This is a genomic window from Solwaraspora sp. WMMD792 (assembly GCF_029626105.1).
GTDB lineage: Bacteria > Actinomycetota > Actinomycetes > Mycobacteriales > Micromonosporaceae > Micromonospora_E.
Genome location: NZ_JARUBH010000009.1, coordinates 2,849,460 through 2,869,901, shown reverse-complemented (window position 1 = coordinate 2,869,901; position 20,442 = coordinate 2,849,460). Strand labels below are relative to the sequence as shown.

Sequence of the window (20,442 nt, the reverse complement as noted above, 5' to 3'; positions counted from 1 at the left end):
GGTCAGACCCCTTCCACCTGCGCGAACACCCGGTCGAACCGGTCCAGCGCGGTGTCGATCACCTCGTCGGTGTCGGCCATCGAGGTGTACATCCGGGAGCCGGCCAGGGTGATGACGCCATGCGCCGTGTACGCCGCACCCATCTGCTCCATCAGCCGCTTGCGGGACTTGTTCTCCCGGAGCAGCTTGATCGGGTTGCGCATGTCGAGCAGCATGACGCCACTGCACTCCAGATGCACGATCGACCCCTGGTTGTAGGCCACGTACGGCAGACCGTACCGGTCGATCAGCCGCTGCAGTCCCCGGGTGAGCCGGTCCCCGGCCCGGCCGGCGATCACCGGGGCGTTGGTCCGGGCCATCTCGGCGATCGCGAAATAGCCGGCCGCACAGGACAGCGGGTTCGCCGACAGGGTGCCGCCGACCTGGATGTGCGTCCCGCCGCGCCCGTCTAGCCCGGCACCGAAGACGGCCATCACGTCGGCCCGCCCGCCGACGCCGCCGGCCATCGGGTAGCCGCCGGAGACCGCCTTGCCGAACACGGTCAGGTCGGGGGTGACGCCGAAGTAGCCGGCCGCTCCGCCGAGGCCGACCCGGAACCCGGTGACCACCTCGTCGAAGATCAGCAGCGCGCCGAACTCGTCGCACAACGCGCGGACCCTGGCGTTGAAGTCACGTGGCACCGGGCGGGTGCCGGACTCCGGGCCGAGTGGTTCGACGATCACCGCAGCGGTGCCGCCGCGGACCCGGTTCTCGATCAGTTTGCGGCGCAACGCCCCGAGATCGTGCGGGAACGCCTCCCGGGTGTTGGCGGTGGCGCCGAACGGGATGCCCTTGGCGTTCATCCGGTACGTGCCGGGCACCCGCAGCCCGTACACCATCGTGTCGGACCAGCCGTGGTACGCGCCGCCGACCTTGATCACCATGTGTTTGCCGGTGAAGGCGCGGGCACCCCGGACCGCCGCCATCACCGCCTCGGTGCCGGAGCCGAGCGACCGGTACATCTCGATGTGCGGCAGGTACCGGTGGATGATCTCGGCGAGCTTCAGCTCGTACTCGTGGAACAGCCCGGTCACCGGCCCCGACTCCTTGACCACCGCGGCGACCTGCTCGTTGACCGGGCCGTAGTTGCTGCCCAGGATCGTCGGGCCACCGGCCTGCAGGAAGTCGATGTAGGTGTTGCCGTCGCGGTCGGTCAGGTAGGCGCCGTCGGCCGCGTCGATCGCCAACGGGAACGGGTAGTTGAAGGCCAGGTTGTGCTGTACCCCGCCCGGGATGCGCTTCTTCGCCCGGTCGGTGATCTCCTTGCTGGCCCGGCACCGGTCGTTGAAGTAGCCGAGCACGTCGAGCATCGCGTCGTGGCGCAGCCCGCGTACCGGCTGGGCGACCAGGGCCTTGAGCCGGCGCATCGTGTCGTCGACGTCCAGGTACTCGGTTATCGCGTAGCCGAGTCGCGCGGACTCGCTGCCCGGGGTCTGAGCGGTGGTGGTGTCGGCGACCGGTGGCCCGGCGGCGGCGATCTCGGCCGCCACCGCGTCCGCGCTGGGCAGTTGCTCGTCGGCGGGCACCCGCACCGGCGGGACCGCCTCGGTGAGCTGCGCGGCGATCCGCTTCTCGTCGGCGCGCAGCTTGGTGAACGCGACCTCCCGGATCGCGGTCGGGATGGTGTAGACCTTGCCGGTTTCGCTGGTCAACGCCAGGAGATAGGCGATCGACACCTTCTCCAGCAGGGCCATGTTGAACACCGCGCGGTCCGGGTCGGTGCCCAGCGCGACGACGCCATGGTTGGCGATGATGAACGCGTTGTCGCCGCTAACCACCTTCTTCTGCACGTTGCGGGCCAGCATCCCGGTGCCGGACGGGGCGTAGTCGACGATCGCCACCTGGCGGCCGAGGAAACGCACCTGCTCGTCGGTGAGCGCCGGGATCGGACGGCGCAGGAACGCCAGGGCCGAGGCGTACGGCTGGTGGGTGTGCACGATCGCGTTGACGTCGGGCCGCTGCCGGTAGATGTTGGCGTGCATCCCGGCCTCGATCGACGGCGCGAGGTCACTACCGGTGCCGTCGGGTATGTGCGTACCGTCGAAGTCGACCAGGCAGATGTCCTCGATCCGCATCCGGTCGTAGTCGTAGTTGCTCGGCGTGACGGCGTACAGCCGGTGCCCCGGAACCCGGACCGACACGTTGCCCTCGGTGGCCTTCAGATAGCCCCGGTCCAGCATGGTTCGACACATGTCGACGACGTGCCTGCGGGAAGTGTGGTGGTCCATGGCGGGTCCTCCGGTCCTCCGGGGGTACGCGGCGAGAAACCTATCCTCGCCGCCGGCCGGCGCTGGGACACCGTCCCGCCGGCAGCGGAAAACAGCGACCGGATTGTCACCACGTGACAAATTCAGGCAGCGTGCGCCCTCAACGACCCGTTCCCCTGGGTCGGATTCTCACTAAATTGTCATCACGTGACAGAGTGGCGGAGTGCGAGCCCGCCCAGTGACCGTCACCCCCTGGCAGCGGCTGCCCGCCGAGCTGGCCCCGGCGATGCGGCCCCGGCTGGCGGCGGTGGTCGACACCGTGGCCGCCGCGGTGACCGAGCTGACCCCTGAGTTCGTCGGCATCGACGACCCGAAGTTCCGGGCCGACGTCCGGACTGCGGTCGACGTCGCCCTCCAGCGTTTTCTGGACCTGGTCGGCACCACCGAGCCGGCATTGCCGCCCCGGGTACGGGAGGTCTTCGTCGCGCTCGGCGCGGCCGAGGCCCGCGAGGACCGTGGCCCCCAGGCGCTGCTCGCCGCCCTGCGGGTGGCCGGCCGACTGTTGCTGCGTCAGGTCGGTCAGGCGCTCGCCACGGTGCGCCCGGTCGACGCCGAGGCCCTCGCCGACTGCGCCGACGCGGTCACCGGTTTCGTCGACGAGCTGGCTGCGGCCGGCACCGACGGGTTCGCCCGCCAGCTGCGCGAACAGTCCGGCGAGGGCGACCGGGCCCGCCGGCAGCTGGGCGAACTGCTGCTGGTCGGCGGAGCCGGTGCCGCCACCGTGGCGGCGGCCGCCGCCCGGGCCGGCTGGCGGGACCTGGCCACCGTGCTGCCGGTCGTGCTGCCGGCCCGGCAGGCCCGCGACGCACGGTTCCGGTTCGGTACCGACGGCATCGTGGTCGACCGGGGCCGCGACGCCGTACTGCTGCTGCGCGCCGGCCCCCGGGCCACCCGACCGGTGCTGGCCGACGCGCTGCACGGCTGGCGGGCCACGGTGGGCCCGGCGTTGCCGTGGCCGCAGGTGCCCCAGGCGGTACGACTTGCCGAACTCGCGGCGACCGTCGCCCGGACCGGCGGAGCCGACCAGGGCGGTCCCGTCGACCGCACCGCCGTCTTCGCCGAGGACCACCTCACCGTGCTGGCGCTGCACGGCCACCCCGACGCGCTGGCGGTGCTGACCGGCCGCCGGCTGGCGCCCTTCGGCGCGCTGCCACCCACCCAGCGCGACGGACTGCTGCGTACGCTGCACAGCTGGCTGCGGCACTGGGGGTCCCGGTCGGCGGTCGCCGCCGAGCTGTTCGTCCATCCGCAGACCGTCAGCTACCGGCTCAAGCGGCTGCGGACGCTGCTCGGCGACGACCTGGACGACCCGGACCGACGGTTCGAGCTGCTGCTGGTGCTCGCCGCCGGCGACCCCCGCTGACCGGTCCTGCGCCGGCCGGTCAGTGGTACCGGCGCTGCCGCCACGCCGACTCGCGGGCCTCGTGGGTCAACCGTTCGTGCATCGTCGCCTCCCGCAGCCGCCGGCGGGACTTCCGCAGCAGCACCATCTCGGCCAGGACCAGGCCGACGCACACCACGGCCAGCAGCGCGGTGCCGGCCAGCGCCGGCGACCGGGCGGCGACCGGAGCGAGCCCGACCAGCACGACGACGACCGCGACCCGGGTGACGGTGACCGTGCCGAGCATCCGGGCCTGGAACCCCACCTGGGCGACGAAGAACAACGCCGCCCCGCCGTAGGCCAACGGCATGGTCGGAGCCGCGGCCGGGGTGGACAGGTCGACCCCGGCGGTGCCCAGATGATGCAATGCCTCCTCCATGCCGAGCGCGGTCAGGATCAGCCCGGCGATCATCGGCTGGTGCAGGTAGACGTACGCGTCGCGGGCCAGCGCCGCGCGGGACCGGGCCTCGTCGGTGGCGTGGAACGCCTGCAGCGCGGCCGGCGCGACCAGGTCGAAGTGTGACCACCACAGGGCGGCGGCGACCGCCACCGCGAAGGTCGCGCCGGCCACCGCCGGCCAGGTGACCGGCCGGGCGATCAGATCGCTACCGACGCCGACCGACACGATCAGTTCGCCCAGCGCGATCATCAGGATGAGCTCGAACCGCTCCACCCAGTGGCTGGCCGCCCGCACCGCCCATCCCCAGGTGGCCAGCAGGTATCCGGCGGCGTACTCGACCGTCAGAGCGGCCAGCCAACAGCCGACCTGCAGCGCGAACACGACGTTCGACGACAGACCCAGGTACGGCACCACACCGGCGCCGACCAGCAGCGCGGTGGCGAGCAGCGGAGGGACCGCCAGCCGACCCAGCCGGGGACCACCGGCCCGGCCGTCGTCCGGGGCCAGCCCGTACAGCAGCAGGTGCAGGCCCCGGACGACCAGGTAGCAGCCGGCCATCAGCAGCGGACCGGGCAGGCCGCTCGGCTTGTCGGTGAACGCCTGCGGGATGGTCAGCGCGGCGGTGAAGACCGCTGCCATCGCCGCGAACATCACCAGCGGGGCGATGCCCTCCCCGAGCCGGATTCGGTTGGCGAGCATCAGGTGTGAACACCACGCCCACCACAGCAGCGCCAGGATGAGCATCCCGGCGACGAGACCCTGGCCGGTGAGCTCGCCGGCGGTCACCCGGGCGATGTTGTAGAACGCGAAGACGAAGACCAGGTCGAAGAAGATCTCCAGCCGGTCGACCCGGGCGCCGGGACGGACCGAGCGCAGCCCGCCGCGCGCCGGCCGGGTCTCGTCCATGCCTGCCTCCGCAGCGGCCTTGCCGTGCCTGCGTCCGGCCGAACCAACCCGGACCCGTCAGTGTGCGCCTGCTCACCTGCGGTGATGGTAGTTCGTTGGCGGGTGGCGGACCGGAAAATCGACGCCGGGCAGTGGTCGGGCCGCCGTCGGCCCGGGCCAGCTGACATGTGATACGGACTGGGAAACCCGGAAATGGCCCGATGGATCTCGTCGCTGTGCACCAGTGCAATCATCCCGTGGCACTGTCTGGACTCGATGATCCCATTTATAGTTGCCGTGCCACCGTTCGTGTTCGCGGACGCGCCTGTCCGGTGTGTCCGTCATCTTGCTGGAGGTTCGTTAAAATGACGGCAACTATCGGACAATCGGGCGATGTGCGAGCCGATGTGGAAAATGCCAACATCGCCCGGATCTACGACTATTACCTCGGTGGACTCTACAACTTCGCGATCGATCGCGAACGGGCCGAACGCATCAAGCTGATGCTGCCCAGCGTCGACCTGCTCGCCCGGAGCAACCGGGACTGGCTGCGCCGTTCGGTGCGCTACCTGGTCGGCCAGGGCGTGCGGCAGTTCATCGACATCGCCTCAGGACTGCCGACGGTCGGCAACACGCACGAGGTGGCGCACGCCCTCGACGCCCAGGCCCGGGTGGTCTATGTGGACAACGACCACTCGGCTGTCGTCCACGGTGAGGACATCCTCGCCACGGAGCCGCTGGTGGCGATGGCCGAGGTCGACGGTAAGTACCCCGACCAGGTGTGGTCGCACCCGGCGGTCCGCGAGCTGATCGACCTGTCGCAGCCGGTGGGCATCGTCCTCGGCGGGCTGCTCGTCTTCGTTCAGGACGACGAGGATCCGGCCGGGCTCGTCGCGGCCTACCGGGACGCGCTGGCACCGGGCAGCTACATCGCGATGTCGCACCTCAGCGCGGACACGGCCGACGAGGAGACCCGCGGGCAGGTGGACCGGATGGTCGCCGCCTACCAGGCCGGCGTCGGCGCGAACCTCTACGTCCGGGACAAGGCCACCATCACCTCTTGGTTCGACGGCATGGAGCTGGTCGAGCCCGGTGTGACCCTGATGGCGGACTGGCGGCCGGACCCGGGTCTCGACGTGGACGCACAGACCCCGTCCCGGCAGCTCGGCTACGGCGGAATGGCCCGCGTCGGGTAACTCATCCGGTAAGCGCGGTTCGGTACCCCCCCGGCTCTTGGCCGGACACCGTCCTGGAGCCGCCTGGCGAGCGTCCGGCCCCGTCGACCAATTGGGTCAACCTCCCGGCCCGGTCCCGCGTCTTCGTGGTGTCCGCTCGACCAGGAGGTTTCCCGTGACCGTCACCCCCAATCCGGGCAGTTCCGAACCGCTGTGGTCGGTGGGCGGCATCACCGCCGCGGTCACCGCGCTGCTGGGCGTGGTGACCGCGTTCGGTCTGCCGCTCACCGAGGCACAACAGGCCGCGGTCCTCGGCCTCGCCGCGGTTCTCGCTCCACTGATCGTCGCGCTGGTCGGCCGCGCCCGGGTGTACGCGCCGGCGACCGTCGAACGACTAGTCGGTGACACCACCCCCGGGGCCGACGGGTGAGCCATGCCGGTCCGGGCTAGGGCCGGCGGAGGTCGGCTACCGCGCCACAAGCTCCCGGCCGATGGTGGACAATCGGCCGGTGCCGTGACGCGGTGGGAGGTAGCGGGTGCGGATCCTGCTGGTCGACAACTACGACTCCTACACGTACAACCTCTTCCAGCTGCTCGCGGCGGTCGCCGGCAGCGAGCCGACCGTGCTGGCCAACGACGACCCCCGGCTTGCCGCCGTCGACCGGCTTGCCGCGCAGTGCGTGGTGATCTCGCCCGGCCCAGGTCGGCCGCACCGGGTGACCGACCTGGGCTGGGGGTGGGAACTGCTCGACCGCCGTCGCGACCTGCCGGTGCTCGGGGTGTGCCTCGGTCACCAGGCGATCGCGTTGCACGCTGGCGCGCGGGTCGACCAGCGGCGGGCCCGGCACGGACTGATCGACCGGGTGCGGCACACCGGTGCCGGACTGTTCGCCGGCATACCTCAGGGTTTCGCGGCGGTCCGGTACCACTCGCTGCGGGTGGCTGAGCCGGTGCCGGCGGACCTCATGGTGAGCGCGTGGGCCGCCGACGGCACGGTGATGGCGTTGACGCACCGTCGGTTGCCCCGTTGGGGCGTGCAGTTCCATCCGGAGTCGATCGCCAGCGAACACGGCGCCCAGCTGGTCGGCAACTTCCTGGCCCTGGCCCGGGCCGCCGGGTCCGCCGCCGCCACCGCCCGTCCGGTGGCGGCCGGGCCGCGCCGTGCCGCCCCCGCACCGGTGACAACCCGGCAGCCGGCACCTGACCCTGCGGCCCCCGATCCTGCGGCCTCCGGCCCGGGCTGGCGGCGCGACGTGACGGTCCTCGACGCGGAGATCGACACCGAGGCGGTCTTCCAGGATCTGTACGCCGACGCACGGTACGCGTACTGGCTCGACGGCGCCGACGTCGCGGCCGGGCGTTCCCGGTTCTCCTTCCTCGGTGACGCCGACGGACCGCTGGCCGAGGTGCTCAGCTACCGGATCGGCAGTGGCCGGGTCGAGGTGCGCCGGCCGGACCGTCCCGTCGGGCAGGAGACCGGCGGCATACTCGACGTGCTGCGCCAGCGGTTGGCGCGGCGGCGGCTGCCCCCAGCTGGGCTGCCGTTCGACTTCGCCGGCGGCTACGTCGGCTATCTCGGCTACGAGATGAAGGCCGACTGTGCGCCCACCACCGCCCGCCGGGCCGACACCCCCGACGCGGTCTGGATCTTCGCCGACCGGCTGGTCGCCGTCGACCACCTGCACCGGCGCACCTACCTGGTGGCGCTGAGCATCGACGACGTCGGGCAGCACGCTGCCCGGGACTGGCTGGCGGCGACGGCGACCCGGCTGCGCGCGGTGCCGTCGTCGGTGCGGCCCGGGCCGTCCGACAAGCCGTCGGCACCGGACGCCGGGACGGACCTGTGGCGCTGGGTGACGCCCGCCCGCGACCGCAGCCGCTACCTCGCCGACGTCGACGCGGCCCGCACCCAGCTGCGACGCGGCGAGAGCTACGAGATCTGCCTGACCAACCAGTTGTGGCTACCGCCGGTCGCGGATCCGCTGGCCTACTACCGGACGCTGCGTCGGATCAACCCCGCGCCTTACGCCGCGTACCTGCGGCTGGGCGACGTCGCCGTGGCCAGCTCCTCCCCGGAGCGGTTCCTGCGCATCCGCCCGGACGGCCGGGTCGACAGTAGCCCGGTGAAGGGCACCTCGGCCCGTGCGGACGACGCCGACGAGGACGACCGGCTACGTCGTACGCTGGCCAGCTCAGCCAAGACCCGGGCCGAGAACCTGATGATCGTCGACCTGCTCCGCAACGATCTCGGCCGGGTCTGCGAGGTCGGCTCGGTGCGCGTCCCCCGGTTCCTGGCCACCGAGACCTACCCGACCCTGCACCAGCTGGTGTCCACGGTCGAAGGGCGGCTGCGTCCGTCGACCGGCGCGGTCGACTGCGTACGGTCGTGTTTCCCCGGCGGGTCGATGACCGGTGCGCCGAAGCTGCGCACCATGGAGATCATCGACCGGTTGGAGCAGCGGGCCCGGGGGATCTACTCCGGTGCCCTCGGCTACTTCGGTCTCGGCGGCGGTGCCGACTTCAGCATCGTGATCCGTACTGCGGTGCTGACCGGCGACGGGGTCACCATCGGCACCGGCGGTGCCATCGTGCTGGACTCCGACCCGGCCGACGAGTACGCCGAGACGATGCTCAAGGCGCGGGCGCTGCTCGTCGCGTACCGGTCGGCCACCCGGTCGGTCCGGTGACCGGGTGAGCTGGACCCCGGCAACCAGGGCGATCCGGCTCACGGCCGAGCGTCAGGCCGCAGGCATGACCGGTCGTCGGCCGGGTACCCGGCCCCGGTGGCTCAGGACACTGCGACCCGCGTCCCCGCCGTCGACGTCGCGCTAGACGCGGACGTGATGGTGCCCGCCCGCACCCGGGCGGTGGTGCTGTTCGCCCACGGCAGCGGCAGCTCCCGGCTCAGTCCACGCAACCGTACGGTGGCCGGCCGGCTGCACGCGACCGGCCTCGCGACCGTCCTGGCCGATCTGCTGACCAAGGAGGAGGAGCAGATCGACGCGACCACCGCCCAACTGCGCTTCGACATCGCCCTGCTCAGCCGGCGGTTGACCGCGGTGGTGGACTGGGCCGTCGAGCAGCCGGAACTCGACGGCCTGCCGGTGGGACTGTTCGGCGCCAGTACCGGCGCGGCGGCGGCGCTGAGTGCCGCCGCCGCCCGGCCGGAACGGGTCGGTGCCGTTGTGTCGCGGGGCGGCCGGCCCGACCTGGCCGGCAATGTCCTGGCCGAGGTACGGGCACCGACCCTGCTGCTGGTTGGGGAGCTTGATCCGCAGGTCGCGGAGCTCAACGCGGCGGCTGCGGCCGCCCTGCGGGCACCGCACGACCTGCGGGTGGTGCCGGGCGCCGGTCACCTGTTCGCCGAGCCGGGCGCGCTGGACCGGGTCGCCGCCGACGCCGCCGGCTGGTTCGACACACATCTGCGGTGAAAGTCGCTGCGTTCCGTCGCTGACCCGTCACTTAGTCGCGCTAGCTGCGAGTGACGTGCGCGCACTTGTTACGGTCGTCGACCGGTGCGACGTACGGAGGACGCGGCGATGATGAACGGGACCATTGCTTACCTGGTGACCGGGCTGGGATGCCTGATCGCGACGGCTGGTGTGGTGGTGGCGATCGCCGTGTGGCATACCCGGACCCGGGCCGGTGGCTCTCGGAAGAGGCCCGGTGGGGGACCGGTCGACCCGTTCCACACCGGTGACACCGACGCGTTGCGTGGCGATCCGCGTCGCCTCGGCCCCGGTGACATCGTGGAGATCCGGGCACAGTCGTACGCGGTCCGCGGCAGCCTGCACTTCGCCGAGGGCAGCTGGACCTGGAGCGAGCACTTCCTCGACGACGCGCGGGGCGACAAGCTGTGGCTCTCCGTCGAGTCCGATCCCGACCTGGAGCTGGTGTTGTGGCGGGCGGCCGGGCCTGACCTGCAACACCTGCAGCCCGGCCCGGCGGTGGTGGACGTCGCTGGGCGCCGTTACCGGCTCGACGAGTCCGGCCAGGCCCGGTTCACCAGCGTCGGGGCGACCGGGCTGACCCCCAGCGGCTACGTGCGCTACTTCGACTACACCGCCCCGGACAACGCCCGGCTGTCCTTCGAAGGTTTCGGCGACTCGGGCCGCTGGGAGGTCGGCTTCGGCGAGGTGCTGCACCGCGCCGAGGTGATGATCTACCCGTCCGCTGGTCAGGCACCGACCGTCGGGAAGGCCTGACATGCTGGTCGCCCTGGACGCACCGTACGTCGACACCAGCGCGGCGGAGCTCAGCTTCGCGCTCGGTCTGGCCGAGCGACCCGCCCTGCACGTGCTCGAGCTGCCCCTGCCGGGTGCCGGCGGTGGCGCCCGCTCCGGTTCGCGGCCGACCGGTTCGCAGCCGGCAGGGCTGCTGCGCCTGCGGTTGCTCGGGGCCTCGCATCAGGTCGTGCTGCGTACCGCCGGCCATGACCTGGTCGAGACACTCGCCTGCCTGCCCGGTCACCCGCCCGACCTGCCGGCGGTGGTGGACGCCGATGACGGCTACCGGTTCGCCGCGCGGGCGCTTCGGCTGTCGGCCGGCGAACTCGCCGGGCGGGCCGACCGCCTCCGCCGGCAGCTGACCGGTGACCCGCACGCCCTGGTCGGCGTCTTTCCGGGCAGCCCGGACGCACTCACCGCGCTGCACGCCCGGATCGATGGTGCGCGGATCAGTTGGCGCACCTGGCATGCGTACCCGCAGACAGCCGAGTTGGTCGAGACCGAGACGGTGGTGACAGTACGGTGACTTCCCGCAAATGGATCGTCGGTGGCGTGGTCCTCGCTCTGGTGGGCGTGATCGTGTCGTGCTGCGGGCTGGCCGTCGGCACTTTCTCCGCCCGCGGCTACGTCGAGCGCAGCTATGCCCGTTCGGTGGTCGACGACATCGGCTCCGACGCCGAGGGGTACCGCTCCGATCTGCCACCGCGCCAGGTGGCGCAGCAGCTCACCCGGGCGTTCAGCCCGGCCGACGAGTACACCGTCGGTGACCGCTACTACCTGCGCTACGGCGACGACTCGGTGGTCATCCTGCCGATCGCCGCCGGCTCGCTGATCCTGCTGGAACGCATGACGACCGCGTACCCCCGGTACCGCTCCGTCGTCGGCAACTCGTGGAACTGGCAGCGCGGCAGCACGATCCGGGGCGGCGGTCCCGGCACCGGCAAGTAACCACCCCCATCCCACCACCTGGAGTTGGCACATGTTCCGCACTCTGTTCGTCGATCTGCTGCTCACCCTGGCGTACGCCGGGGTCGGGCTGGTCCTGATGGCGCTCGGCTACCTGCTGGTCGACCTGGTCACCCCCGGCAAGCTGCACGAACTCATCTGGGCGCAGCGCAACCGCAACGCGACCGTGCTGCTCGCCTCGAACTTGCTCGCGGTGGGCACCATCGTCGTCGCGGCGATCGCCGCCGGGGAGAACAGCTTCGTCACCGGCCTGGTCGGCACCGCCGGGTACGGGCTGCTCGGCCTGCTGGTGATGGCGGTGTCGTTCGTGCTGCTGGACGCGGTCACGCCGGGCCGCCTCGGGGAAATCCTGGTGGACCGGGAGCCGCACCCGGCGGTCTGGGTCAGCGCGACCATTCACCTTGCCACCGGCGCCATCGTGGCGGCGGCGATCAGTTGATGTCGGCGGTCAGTTGATGTCGGCGGTAGCGGTGCCGGCGCCGGGCGACGGTGCCGGCACCGGCCGCCGGTACGCCCGGCTGGCCCGGCCGGCGGTGCTGGCCGCGGTCTTCGTCTGCGCGGCCTGCGGCCTGGTGTACGAGCTGGCGCTGGTCGCCCTCGGCAGCTACCTGATCGGTGACACGGTCGGCCAGGCGTCGATCGTGCTGGGCGTGATGGTCTTCGCGATGGGCGTCGGCGCGTTGGCGGCCAAGCCGCTGCAGCACCGCGCGGTGGTCGCCTTCGCCGCGGTCGAGCTCACCCTGGCGCTGCTCGGCGGGTTGTCGGTGCTGGGCCTGTACGCCGCCTTCGCCTGGCTGGACCTCTATGCGCCCGCGCTGGTGGCGACCGCGTTCGTGCTGGGGCTGCTGATCGGGGCGGAGATTCCGCTGCTGATGGTGCTGCTGCAGCGGATCCGGGCGCAGGCGGCCGGCAGCGCGGTCGCCGACCTGTTCGCGGCCGACTACGTCGGTGCCCTGCTCGGCGGCCTGGCCTTTCCGTTCCTGCTGATCCCGTTCTTCGGCCAACTGCGAGGGGCGTTGCTGGTCGGCGCGGTGAACGCGCTGGCCGGAATCCTGCTGGTCGGCACGGTCTTCCGGGGCGATCTCGGCCGACGGGGCCGGGCCGGTGTCGCGCTCGCCGCCACGGTGGTGATGGCGACGCTGGCCGGTGCCTACCTGGTCGCGGTGGACTTCGAGGTGACCGCGCGGCAGCAGCTCTACCGGGATCCGGTGGTGCACGCCGAACGCAGCCGATACCAGGAGATTGTCCTTACCCGGGCGGTGTCGCCGGTCGCCGACGGCTCCGACCTGCGGCTGTACCTCGACGGGGATCTGCAGTTCAGCTCGGTGGACGAGTACCGCTACCACGAGGCGTTGGTCCATCCGGCGCTGTCTGGGCGGCGCGACCGGGTGCTGCTGCTCGGCGGGGGGGACGGGCTGGCGCTACGCGAGGTGCTGCGCTACCCGGACGTCACCTCGGTGACGGTCGTCGAGCTGGACCCGGCGGTGGTCGCGTTGGCCCGGGCCGAGCCGGACATTCGGGCGCTCAACAATTCGGCCTTCGACGATCCGCGGGTACGCCTGGTGCACGCCGACGCGTTCGCCTGGCTGCGCGGAGCACCAGGCGTGTTCGACGCGGTCGTCGTCGATCTGCCGGACCCGGACCAGACCGCTACGGCGAAGCTCTACTCGGTGGAGTTCTACTCGCTCCTCCGGCAGGCCCTCGGTCCGCAGGGCAGGATGGTGGTGCAGGCCGGGTCCCCGTACTTCGCGCCACGTGCCTTCTGGTGCATCGAGGCGTCGGTGCGGCAGGCGGGCTGGACGACCCGGCCGTACCACGTCGATGTTCCGTCGTTCGGCGACTGGGGTTTCCTGCTCGCGGTCGCCGACGGCGAGGGAGCCGGCCCGGTGCCGACGCCGCAGGTGCCGGCGGAGGCGCCCGCGCTGCGCTTCCTGGCGCCCGAGGTGCTGCGGGCGGCGCAGATCTTTCCACCGGACCGGGGCCCGGTGCCGGTCGAACCGTCGACGCTGCTGGACCCCCGGGTGCTCGCCTACAGCCGGGCGGCGTGGCGCGGCTACTGATCCACCGTGTTGGCTTGATGTGTGGACGATCACCGGCGACGGGTGAGCGGTACCACCGGCAGCCAAGCAAGCGACCGGTATGGTCGGTGGCTGGTTGGTCAGCACGAGGGGGTGCCCGATGGCGGCGGTGTCGGACTGGATGACGCCCGGGGCGCACCCGGTCGCGGACGGGGTGTACCGGATTCCGCTGCCGATGCCCGACGACGCGCTGCGGGCGGTCAACGTCTACGCGATCGAGGACGACGCCGGGCTGGTGCTGGTCGACGCCGGTTGGGCGGTGCCGGCCGCCCGCAAGGCCCTCGATGCGGCGCTCGGTGACCGTGGGCACGACCTCGCCGCGATCCGCCGTTTCCTGGTCACTCACATCCACCAGGACCACTATTCGCAGGCGGTTGCGATCCGGCGGGAGACCGGGGTGCCGATCGCGCTCGGGGTGGGCGAGCGGCCCAGCCTGGAGTTCATGGCGGCCGGCACCGACGAGCCGTACGCCGCCCCACTGGCCCAGTTGTGTGCCGCCGGTGCCGCCGACCTCGCCGACCAGGTGCAGCGGCTGACCGCCGACGCGGAGCAGCCGGAACTCGACTGGCAACCGCCGGACGAGTGGCTGTCCGGTGAGCGCGAGGTGGCGTTGTCCGGCCGCCGGTTGCGGGCGTTGCCGACCCCGGGCCATACCGCCGGGCACTACGTCTTCCGCGACCCGCAGGCCGGGCTGCTCTTCGCCGGTGACCACGTGTTGCCGGGCATCACCCCGTCGGTCGGCTTCGAGGCGGTGGCGGCGCACCGCCCGCTGGGCCGTTACCTGGAGTCGCTGCGGGCGGTACGTGCGTTGCCGGACGCGCTGCTGCTGCCGGCGCACGGGCCGGTGGGCGACAGCGTCCATCGACGGGTGGACGAACTGCTGGCCCATCACCGGGACCGGTTGGCCGAGATGGTGGTTGCGGTCGGTGCCGGCGCGCGGACCGCGTACCAGGTGGCGCGGACCCTGCCCTGGACGCGACGTCGCCGCACGCTCGACGATCTGCCGCCGTACCACCGGATGCTGGCGGTCAACGAGACGGCGGTGCATCTGGACCTGCTGGCCGAGCAGGGTCGGGTGGTGTCGCACCGGACGGGCGGCGTGACGGCGTACCGGCCGGTGGACTGACCACGGGTTTCGCGGCGGCACGGGATGCGGTAGTGTCGATCACCAAGCAAGCGCTTGTGAGGTGATCGTGATGCTGTCAGCCGACCCGACGCCGATCCGGGCCCCCGGTGGCCGTCGATGACGGTGATCAACCGACCGGCGGACCCGACCAGCCTGCTACGCCCCGGCATTCTGATCGACGGACGGTGGCGCGACACCGGCACCGGCGGTCGACGCGACCACGTCGACCCGGGCACCGGCCGTGTCCAGCAGAGCTTCGCCCTGGCCGGGACCGTCGAGGTCGACGAGGCGGTCGCCGCCGCCCGGGCTGCCGCCCCCGGCTGGCGCAGCTGGCCCACCGACCGGCGTCGCCAGGTGCTGTCCCGCCTCGGCGACCTGATTCGGGCCAACGCCGCCGACCTCGCCGCGATCAACGCGCTCGAGGTCGGCACTCCGGCGGCCCTGTCGTACGGCCGCTACACCACCGGTCAGACCTTCTTCGACTACTACGCCGGCTGGCTGGACAAGGCCGCCGGCGACGCGCTGCGGATGCCCGGAGCGTTGGACCTGACCCTGCTGGAGCCGGTCGGCGTGGTCGGCGCGATCCTCACCTGGAACCATCCGCTGGCCAACATCCAGACCACCGTCGCCCCGGCCCTGGCCGCCGGATGCACGGTGATCGTCAAACCACCGGAGCAGGCGCCGTTCGCGGCGTTGCGGTTCGGTCGACTCTGCGCCGAGGCCGGACTGCCGCCCGGCGTGGTCAACGTCCTGCCCGGCGGCCCGGCGGTCGGCGACGCCCTGGTCCGCCACCCCGAGGTGGACAAGATCGGGTTCGTCGGCGGTCCGGCGACGGCTGCCCGGATCCAGGCGGCGGCCGCTCCGACGCTCAAGCCGCTGCTGCTGGAACTCGGCGGCAAGAGCGCATCGCTGGTCTTCCCGGACGCCGATCTCGACCGGGCCTGCCGGTTCGCGCTGCTGATCACCGCCAACAGCGGCCAGGGCTGCACCATCCCGACCCGGATGTTCGTCCACGACGACGTGTACGACGAGGTGCTCGGCCGGCTGCTGGACGGCCTGCGGGCGGTCACCGTCGGCGATCCGTTCGACCCGGCGGCCCGGATGGGACCGCTGATCGACGCGGCCGCCTGCGAGCGGGTTGTCGGGACCATCGGCCGGGCCCGGGAGAACAACACCGGTGACCTGGTGCTCGGCGGGCACCGGCTCGGCGGCGACCTGGCCGACGGCTACTACGTCGCCCCAACCGTCTTCTCCGACGTCGACCCGCACAGTGAACTCGCCACCGAGGAGATCTTCGGCCCGGTGCTGTCGGTCTGCCGGTTCGACGGCGAAGCCGAGGCGGTCGAGGCGGCCAACGCCAGCCGGTACGGGCTTGCCGGCTACGTGCACACCCGCGACGTCGACCGGGCGATGCGGGTCGCCTCGGCGCTGGCCGTCGGCAACGTCGGGGTCAACGGGGCCGGCGCCCCCGCCGGGCCGTTCGCGCCGTTCGGCGGGGTGAAACAGAGCGGCTACGGCAAGGTCGGCGGGCTCGCCGGACTGCTGGAGTTCAGCCGGGTCAAGAACGTACTGCTGGCCATCGACGAATGAGCTCGCCCGGCGGACCGTCGGGCGGCGGAGAAAAGAGGTCGGGATGACAACACTGGCGGGCGGAGCGGTGCTGGTCACCGGCGCCGGATCGGGGATCGGGGCGGAGACCGCCCGGCAGGTCGCGGCGGCCGGCGCGGCGGTCGCCGTCAACGACCTCGATCCGGCCGCCGCCCAGGCCGCCGCCGACACGGTCGTCGCCGCCGGCGGCACCGCCTACCCCGTCGCCGGGGACGTGGCCGACCCACGGGCCGCCGCAGCCGTCGTGGCCGCCGCCGTCGACCGGCTCGGCCGGCTCACCGGCCTGGTCAACAACGTCGGTGTGGTACGCGGCGGAGCACTGCGGTCGGTCAGCCCGGACGACTGGGACGCGATCATGCGGATCGACTGCGCCAGCGCGCTCTACTGCAGCCAGACCGCCCTGCCCGCGATGGCGTCGGGCGGCGCGATCGTCAACATCTCGTCGCTGTGCGGCATCCACGTCGCACCCGGCGCCGGCGCCTACAACGCCGCCAAGGCAGCGGTGATCGCCCTGACCCGGCAGATGGCGCTGGAATGGGGTCCGGACGGCATCCGGGCGAACGCGGTCGCACCGGGCATCGTCAGCGGCACCAACTTCTCGGCCAGCAGCCGCGACCCGCAGGCCGCGCAGCGCCGCGGTGGCGCCGTACCGCTTGGTCGCACCGGGTCCGCGACGGACATCGCCCCGGTCGTGGTCTTCCTGCTCGGCGACGCCGCCCGCTACGTCACCGGCCAGGTGATCGCCGTCGACGGCGGGCTGGGCGTCGCGCTGCAGACGCTGCTGCCGGCATGACCGGCCGGCCGGGCGGTGACCCGCTGGCCACACCGCTGACCGTCGGCCGGCACCGGTTGCGCAACCGGATGGTGATGACCCCGCACCTCGGCCGACTGCCACCCCGGCGGCTGCGGCGCTACGTGGCCGAGCGCGCCGCCGGCGGGGTGGCGATGATCGTGCTGCCGGCCGGCCAGGGGGTGTACGCCAACCCGGTCTACCCGCTGGAGGCCTGCCCCGGTGACCCGGACGGCTACGTCGACCCCGACGCGGTCTCGTTCCACGTCCGCGACCCCCGGCACCGCCAGGTGCTGCTCGCGGCGGCGCACGAGCACCTGGTCGGGCTGGCGGACGCGGCGCACGGCGGCGGGGCGCTCGCCGTCGGCCAGATCCACCACCCCGGCGCGGAGCGCGGCTGGGACAACTTCCAGCCGGCCCTTGCTCCGTCGCAGGTACGGGGCGACGACACCGGAGCCGTCCCGCACGCGCTCACCGCCGCCGAGATCGACGACCTGGTGACCGGCTACCTCGCCACCGCCACGGCGATCGTCGCCGCCGGGTTCGACGGCGTCGAACTGCACGCCGGCCACGGGTACCTGCTGAACCGGTTCCTGTCCCCGCACTACAACCGGCGCACCGACCGGTACGGCGGCTCCCCGGCCGGCCGGCTGCGGCTGATCCGCCGGATCCTGCGCGCGGTGCGCGCCGAGCTGGGGGACCGGTCGCTGCTCGGTGTCCGACTCACCGCCGGCGAGGAGGTGCCGGGCGGGATCGACGCCGCCGGGGTGACCGCAATCGCCACCGGGATCGCCGATCTCGTCGACTACGTCAACCTGTCGCTGGGCAACCACGACGGGCTGCGCGACGGCCGGCCGGTTACCGCGTACACCGGATCCTGGCTGGTGCCACCGGCGCCGGCGGCGGCGACCGCCCGCCAGGTCCGCGCCGTGGTCGACGTGCCGGTCCTGGTCTCCGGCCGGATCACCGACCCGGCGATCGCCCGTGGCCTGGTCGCCGACGGCGCGGCCGACCTGGTAGGACTGGCCCGGGCGCTGATCGCGGACCCCACCTTCCCCCAGCGCGCGGTCAGCGGGGACGACGCCGGGATCGTCCGCTGCGTCGCCTGCAACGAGTGCGTACGGGTGCCGTTCTCCTGCCCGGCGAACCCGGCCGCCGGCCGGGAAGCCGAGTTCGACCCGCTGCCGCCAGACCCACCGCAGCCCGGTCCACGGCCAGTCGATTCGCCGGCCGGCGGGCCGGCCCCCGTCCACCACCGGCGTGCCCGCCGACGGATCACCGTCGTCGGCGCCGGGCCGGCCGGGGTGGAGGTGGCGGCCGGTGCCGCAGCGGCCGGAGCCGAGGTGACCCTGATCGAGGCAGCCGACGCGGTCGGCGGGGCACTGCGCCACCTGGTCGGCACGCCGCTGCTCGCCGACTGGGCGCCGCTGCTGCACCGGCTCGAGCGGCGGCTGGCCCCGCTGCTGGACCGGCCGTCTCCCGCCGGCGGGCGGGTGGTCCTGCGGACCGGCACCACCGCCACCGCCGACCATCCTGATCTGCTCGGCGCGGACCTGGTGGTGCTGGCCACCGGTGCCCGGCCAGGCCCGGTCGGCTTCCCCGTCGACCGACCGGTACTGACCACGATGGATCTGCTGGCCGGTCGCCGACCGACGCCGGGCGTGCCGGTGCTGGTGGTCGGCGGCGCCGAGCGGCATCTGGAGCCGCTACTCGCCGCCGACCTGCTGGCCGGGGAGGGCTGGCCGGTCCAGGTGTGCACCGAATGCGTCGACATCGGACCCGACCTCGATCAGCGGACCCGGCCGGCGGTGCTGCGTCGGCTGTACGGCCGGGCGGTGGGGTTCGCCCCGGCGACCAGGGTGCACCGGTGGTCCGGCGGGGTCGTCGAGGTGGAGCAGTTGTTCACCGGGCACCGGTCGACCCTCGACGCCGGCGCGGTGGTTCTCGCGCACGGCCGGACTGCCGACGACGGCCTGCCGGCCGCGCTACCGCCGAACGTCGAATGTCAGGTGGTCGGCGACGCGTTGGCGCCCCGTCGGCTGACGCACGCCGTGCTGGAAGGAGCCCGGTTTGGATACGCACTGGCCGCCGCCGACCGGCGATAGTGGCGAACCGCCGGTCGACGTACTGGTGGTCGGTGCCGGCCTGGCCGGCTGGTGCGCCGCGGTCTGCGCCCAGCAGGCCGGCGCGTCGGTGGTCGTCGTCGAACGGTCCCGTCGGCGCCCCGGCTGGGGCAACTCGGTGCTGTCCGGCGGCGCCCTGCACGCCGCGCTGCGCGATCCGGAAACCCCGCCGGAGCAGTTGCGGGATCAGGTGCGGGAGTTGACCGACGGCCGGGCCGACGAGGCGGTGCTGCGCACCTGGAGCGAACGCCTGCGGCCCACCCTGGACTGGCTCGTCGAGCACGGTGCCCGGCTGGTCACCGACGGCGACGCCGCGCACCGGGCGCGGGTGTTCGCCCCGGTGCGCCGTACCGAGCCCGGCCGGCGGTACGCCAACTTCGGCGTCTGGACCTTCCTGCGCGGGCTCGCCGACGAGTTCACCGCCGCCGGCGGCACCCTGCGTCAGCCGGCCCGGGCTCGACGGCTGCGGCCCGCGCCCGGTGCGGCCTGGCAGGTCGGGCTGGACCTGCCGGGCGGTGCCACCGGGTGGATCACCAGCCGGGCCGTGGTCCTCGCCGACGGCGGGTTCCAGGCCGACCCGGGCCTGCGCCGTGATCTGCTGGGTACCGACCGGGTGCTGCTGCGCGGCGCCGGCACCGCGACCGGCGACGGCCTGCGGATGGGCCGCTCGGCCGGCGCGGCGCTGATCCCCGATGCCGGGTTCTACGGCCACCTGCTGGTCCGTGAGGCGAGACAGGACAGTCGACTGTGGCCGTACCCGATCCTGGATCCGTTGGCGGCGGTCGGGATCGTCGTCGGCCCGGACGGTCGGCGGCTGGTCGACGAGAGCCATCACGGGGTGACCACGACCAACGCGGTGGCCCACGGCCCGGCACCCGACGGGTGCTGGTTGATCGTCGACGACGACGGGTGGCGCACCGAGGGCCGGATCGGCGACCCGGCACCCAACCCGTACCTGCTCGACTGCGGCGCGACCGTGCTGACCGGAACCGGTCCGGCGGACCTGGCCGCTCGAGCCGGCATCGACCCGGCCGGGCTGTCCGCCACGGTGGCGCAGCTGCTGGCGGCGCCGGAGGACGCGGTGCCGCCGCGCACCGGCCGGCTGCGGTTGGCCGTACCGCCGCTGCGGGCGGTGCCGCTGGTGGCCGGGGTGACGTTCGCCCTCGGCGGGCTGCGGGTCGACGGCCGGGCCCGGCTGTGCGACGCCGCCGGCCAGCCGATCGGCGGGCTGTACGCGGCCGGCGCGACCATGGGCGGGTTGCACGGCGGCCCGCGCGCCGGCTACGCGGGCGGGTTGCTCGAGGCGGCGGTCTTCGGCCTGGTCGCCGGCGAGGAAGCGGCCCGGCGGCCGCGGTGACTCCGGGCGCGGCGGCGGCCC

General features: G+C 73.0%; 17 protein-coding genes. 15 read left to right on the top strand and 2 right to left on the bottom strand.

The annotated features are described in order from the left end of the window. Window positions 1-2: 2 nt before the first annotated feature. Window positions 3-2,267: an aminotransferase class III-fold pyridoxal phosphate-dependent enzyme gene (locus O7629_RS14120; RefSeq protein ID WP_278169679.1), complete on the bottom strand. Its 2,265-nt coding sequence runs from the start codon at window positions 2,265-2,267 to the stop codon at window positions 3-5. 202 nt (window positions 2,268-2,469) lie between these two features. Here O7629_RS14120 and O7629_RS14115 point away from each other — a divergent pair, with 202 nt between their 5' ends. Continuing rightward, window positions 2,470-3,669: a helix-turn-helix domain-containing protein gene (locus tag O7629_RS14115; protein WP_278169677.1), complete on the top strand. Its 1,200-nt coding sequence runs from the start codon at window positions 2,470-2,472 to the stop codon at window positions 3,667-3,669. A 19-nt stretch (window positions 3,670-3,688) separates the two neighbouring features. Here O7629_RS14115 and O7629_RS14110 read toward each other — a convergent pair whose 3' ends face one another. Beyond that, window positions 3,689-4,993, bottom strand: coding sequence for a low temperature requirement protein A (locus O7629_RS14110; protein WP_278169675.1), 1,305 nt, complete (start codon window positions 4,991-4,993; stop codon window positions 3,689-3,691). Window positions 4,994-5,367: 374 nt separating this feature from the next. Here O7629_RS14110 and O7629_RS14105 point away from each other — a divergent pair, with 374 nt between their 5' ends. The 14 genes from O7629_RS14105 to O7629_RS14040 all read left to right on the top strand — a co-directional run bounded on the left by O7629_RS14105 (window position 5,368) and on the right by O7629_RS14040 (window position 20,421). Beyond that, a complete protein-coding gene (locus O7629_RS14105) occupies window positions 5,368-6,168 on the top strand; it encodes an SAM-dependent methyltransferase (RefSeq protein ID WP_278169673.1) in 801 nt (266 codons plus the stop codon). Window positions 6,169-6,322: 154 nt separating this feature from the next. Continuing rightward, window positions 6,323-6,577 carry a hypothetical protein gene (locus O7629_RS14100; RefSeq protein ID WP_278169671.1) on the top strand — a complete coding sequence of 85 codons (255 nt, stop codon included), beginning with the start codon at window positions 6,323-6,325 and terminating at the stop codon, window positions 6,575-6,577. A gap of 106 nt (window positions 6,578-6,683) precedes the next feature. Continuing rightward, complete coding sequence (gene pabB / locus O7629_RS14095) at window positions 6,684-8,834, top strand: aminodeoxychorismate synthase component I (RefSeq protein ID WP_278169669.1); 2,151 nt, start codon at window positions 6,684-6,686, stop codon at window positions 8,832-8,834. Window positions 8,835-8,990: 156 nt separating this feature from the next. Next, the gene (locus O7629_RS14090) at window positions 8,991-9,578 is read left to right on the top strand and encodes a dienelactone hydrolase family protein (protein WP_278174521.1); all 588 of its coding nucleotides are present in this window, start codon (window positions 8,991-8,993) and stop codon (window positions 9,576-9,578) included. 111 nt (window positions 9,579-9,689) lie between these two features. Next, window positions 9,690-10,352: a DUF4178 domain-containing protein gene (locus O7629_RS14085; protein ID WP_278174520.1), complete on the top strand. Its 663-nt coding sequence runs from the start codon at window positions 9,690-9,692 to the stop codon at window positions 10,350-10,352. A 1-nt stretch (window position 10,353) separates the two neighbouring features. Next, window positions 10,354-10,899 carry a DUF2617 family protein gene (locus O7629_RS14080; RefSeq protein WP_278169668.1) on the top strand — a complete coding sequence of 182 codons (546 nt, stop codon included), beginning with the start codon at window positions 10,354-10,356 and terminating at the stop codon, window positions 10,897-10,899. Then, on the top strand, window positions 10,896-11,321 hold the full coding sequence (locus O7629_RS14075; protein WP_278169667.1) for a DUF4247 domain-containing protein: 426 nt from the start codon (window positions 10,896-10,898) through the stop codon (window positions 11,319-11,321). Before O7629_RS14080 ends, O7629_RS14075 begins: the two co-directional genes overlap by 4 nt. A gap of 31 nt (window positions 11,322-11,352) precedes the next feature. Continuing rightward, window positions 11,353-11,778 (top strand): DUF350 domain-containing protein, encoded by a 426-nt coding sequence (locus tag O7629_RS14070; protein WP_278169665.1) that lies wholly within the window; start codon window positions 11,353-11,355, stop codon window positions 11,776-11,778. Window positions 11,779-11,794: 16 nt separating this feature from the next. After that, a complete protein-coding gene (locus O7629_RS14065; RefSeq protein ID WP_278169664.1) occupies window positions 11,795-13,399 on the top strand; it encodes a polyamine aminopropyltransferase in 1,605 nt (534 codons plus the stop codon). Between the two features lie 118 nt (window positions 13,400-13,517). Continuing rightward, the gene (locus O7629_RS14060) at window positions 13,518-14,543 is read left to right on the top strand and encodes an MBL fold metallo-hydrolase (protein WP_278169662.1); all 1,026 of its coding nucleotides are present in this window, start codon (window positions 13,518-13,520) and stop codon (window positions 14,541-14,543) included. Between the two features lie 117 nt (window positions 14,544-14,660). Further along, a complete protein-coding gene (locus tag O7629_RS14055) occupies window positions 14,661-16,133 on the top strand; it encodes an aldehyde dehydrogenase family protein (RefSeq protein WP_278169660.1) in 1,473 nt (490 codons plus the stop codon). Window positions 16,134-16,176: 43 nt separating this feature from the next. Next, window positions 16,177-16,944: an SDR family oxidoreductase gene (locus O7629_RS14050; protein ID WP_278169659.1), complete on the top strand. Its 768-nt coding sequence runs from the start codon at window positions 16,177-16,179 to the stop codon at window positions 16,942-16,944. Then, window positions 16,941-19,046: an FAD-dependent oxidoreductase gene (locus O7629_RS14045; RefSeq protein ID WP_278169658.1), complete on the top strand. Its 2,106-nt coding sequence runs from the start codon at window positions 16,941-16,943 to the stop codon at window positions 19,044-19,046. The genes O7629_RS14050 and O7629_RS14045 overlap by 4 nt, the downstream gene beginning before the upstream one ends. Further along, window positions 19,012-20,421, top strand: a complete 1,410-nt coding sequence (locus O7629_RS14040; protein ID WP_278169657.1) for an FAD-dependent oxidoreductase — start codon at window positions 19,012-19,014, stop codon at window positions 20,419-20,421. Before O7629_RS14045 ends, O7629_RS14040 begins: the two co-directional genes overlap by 35 nt. Window positions 20,422-20,442: the final 21 nt, after the last annotated feature.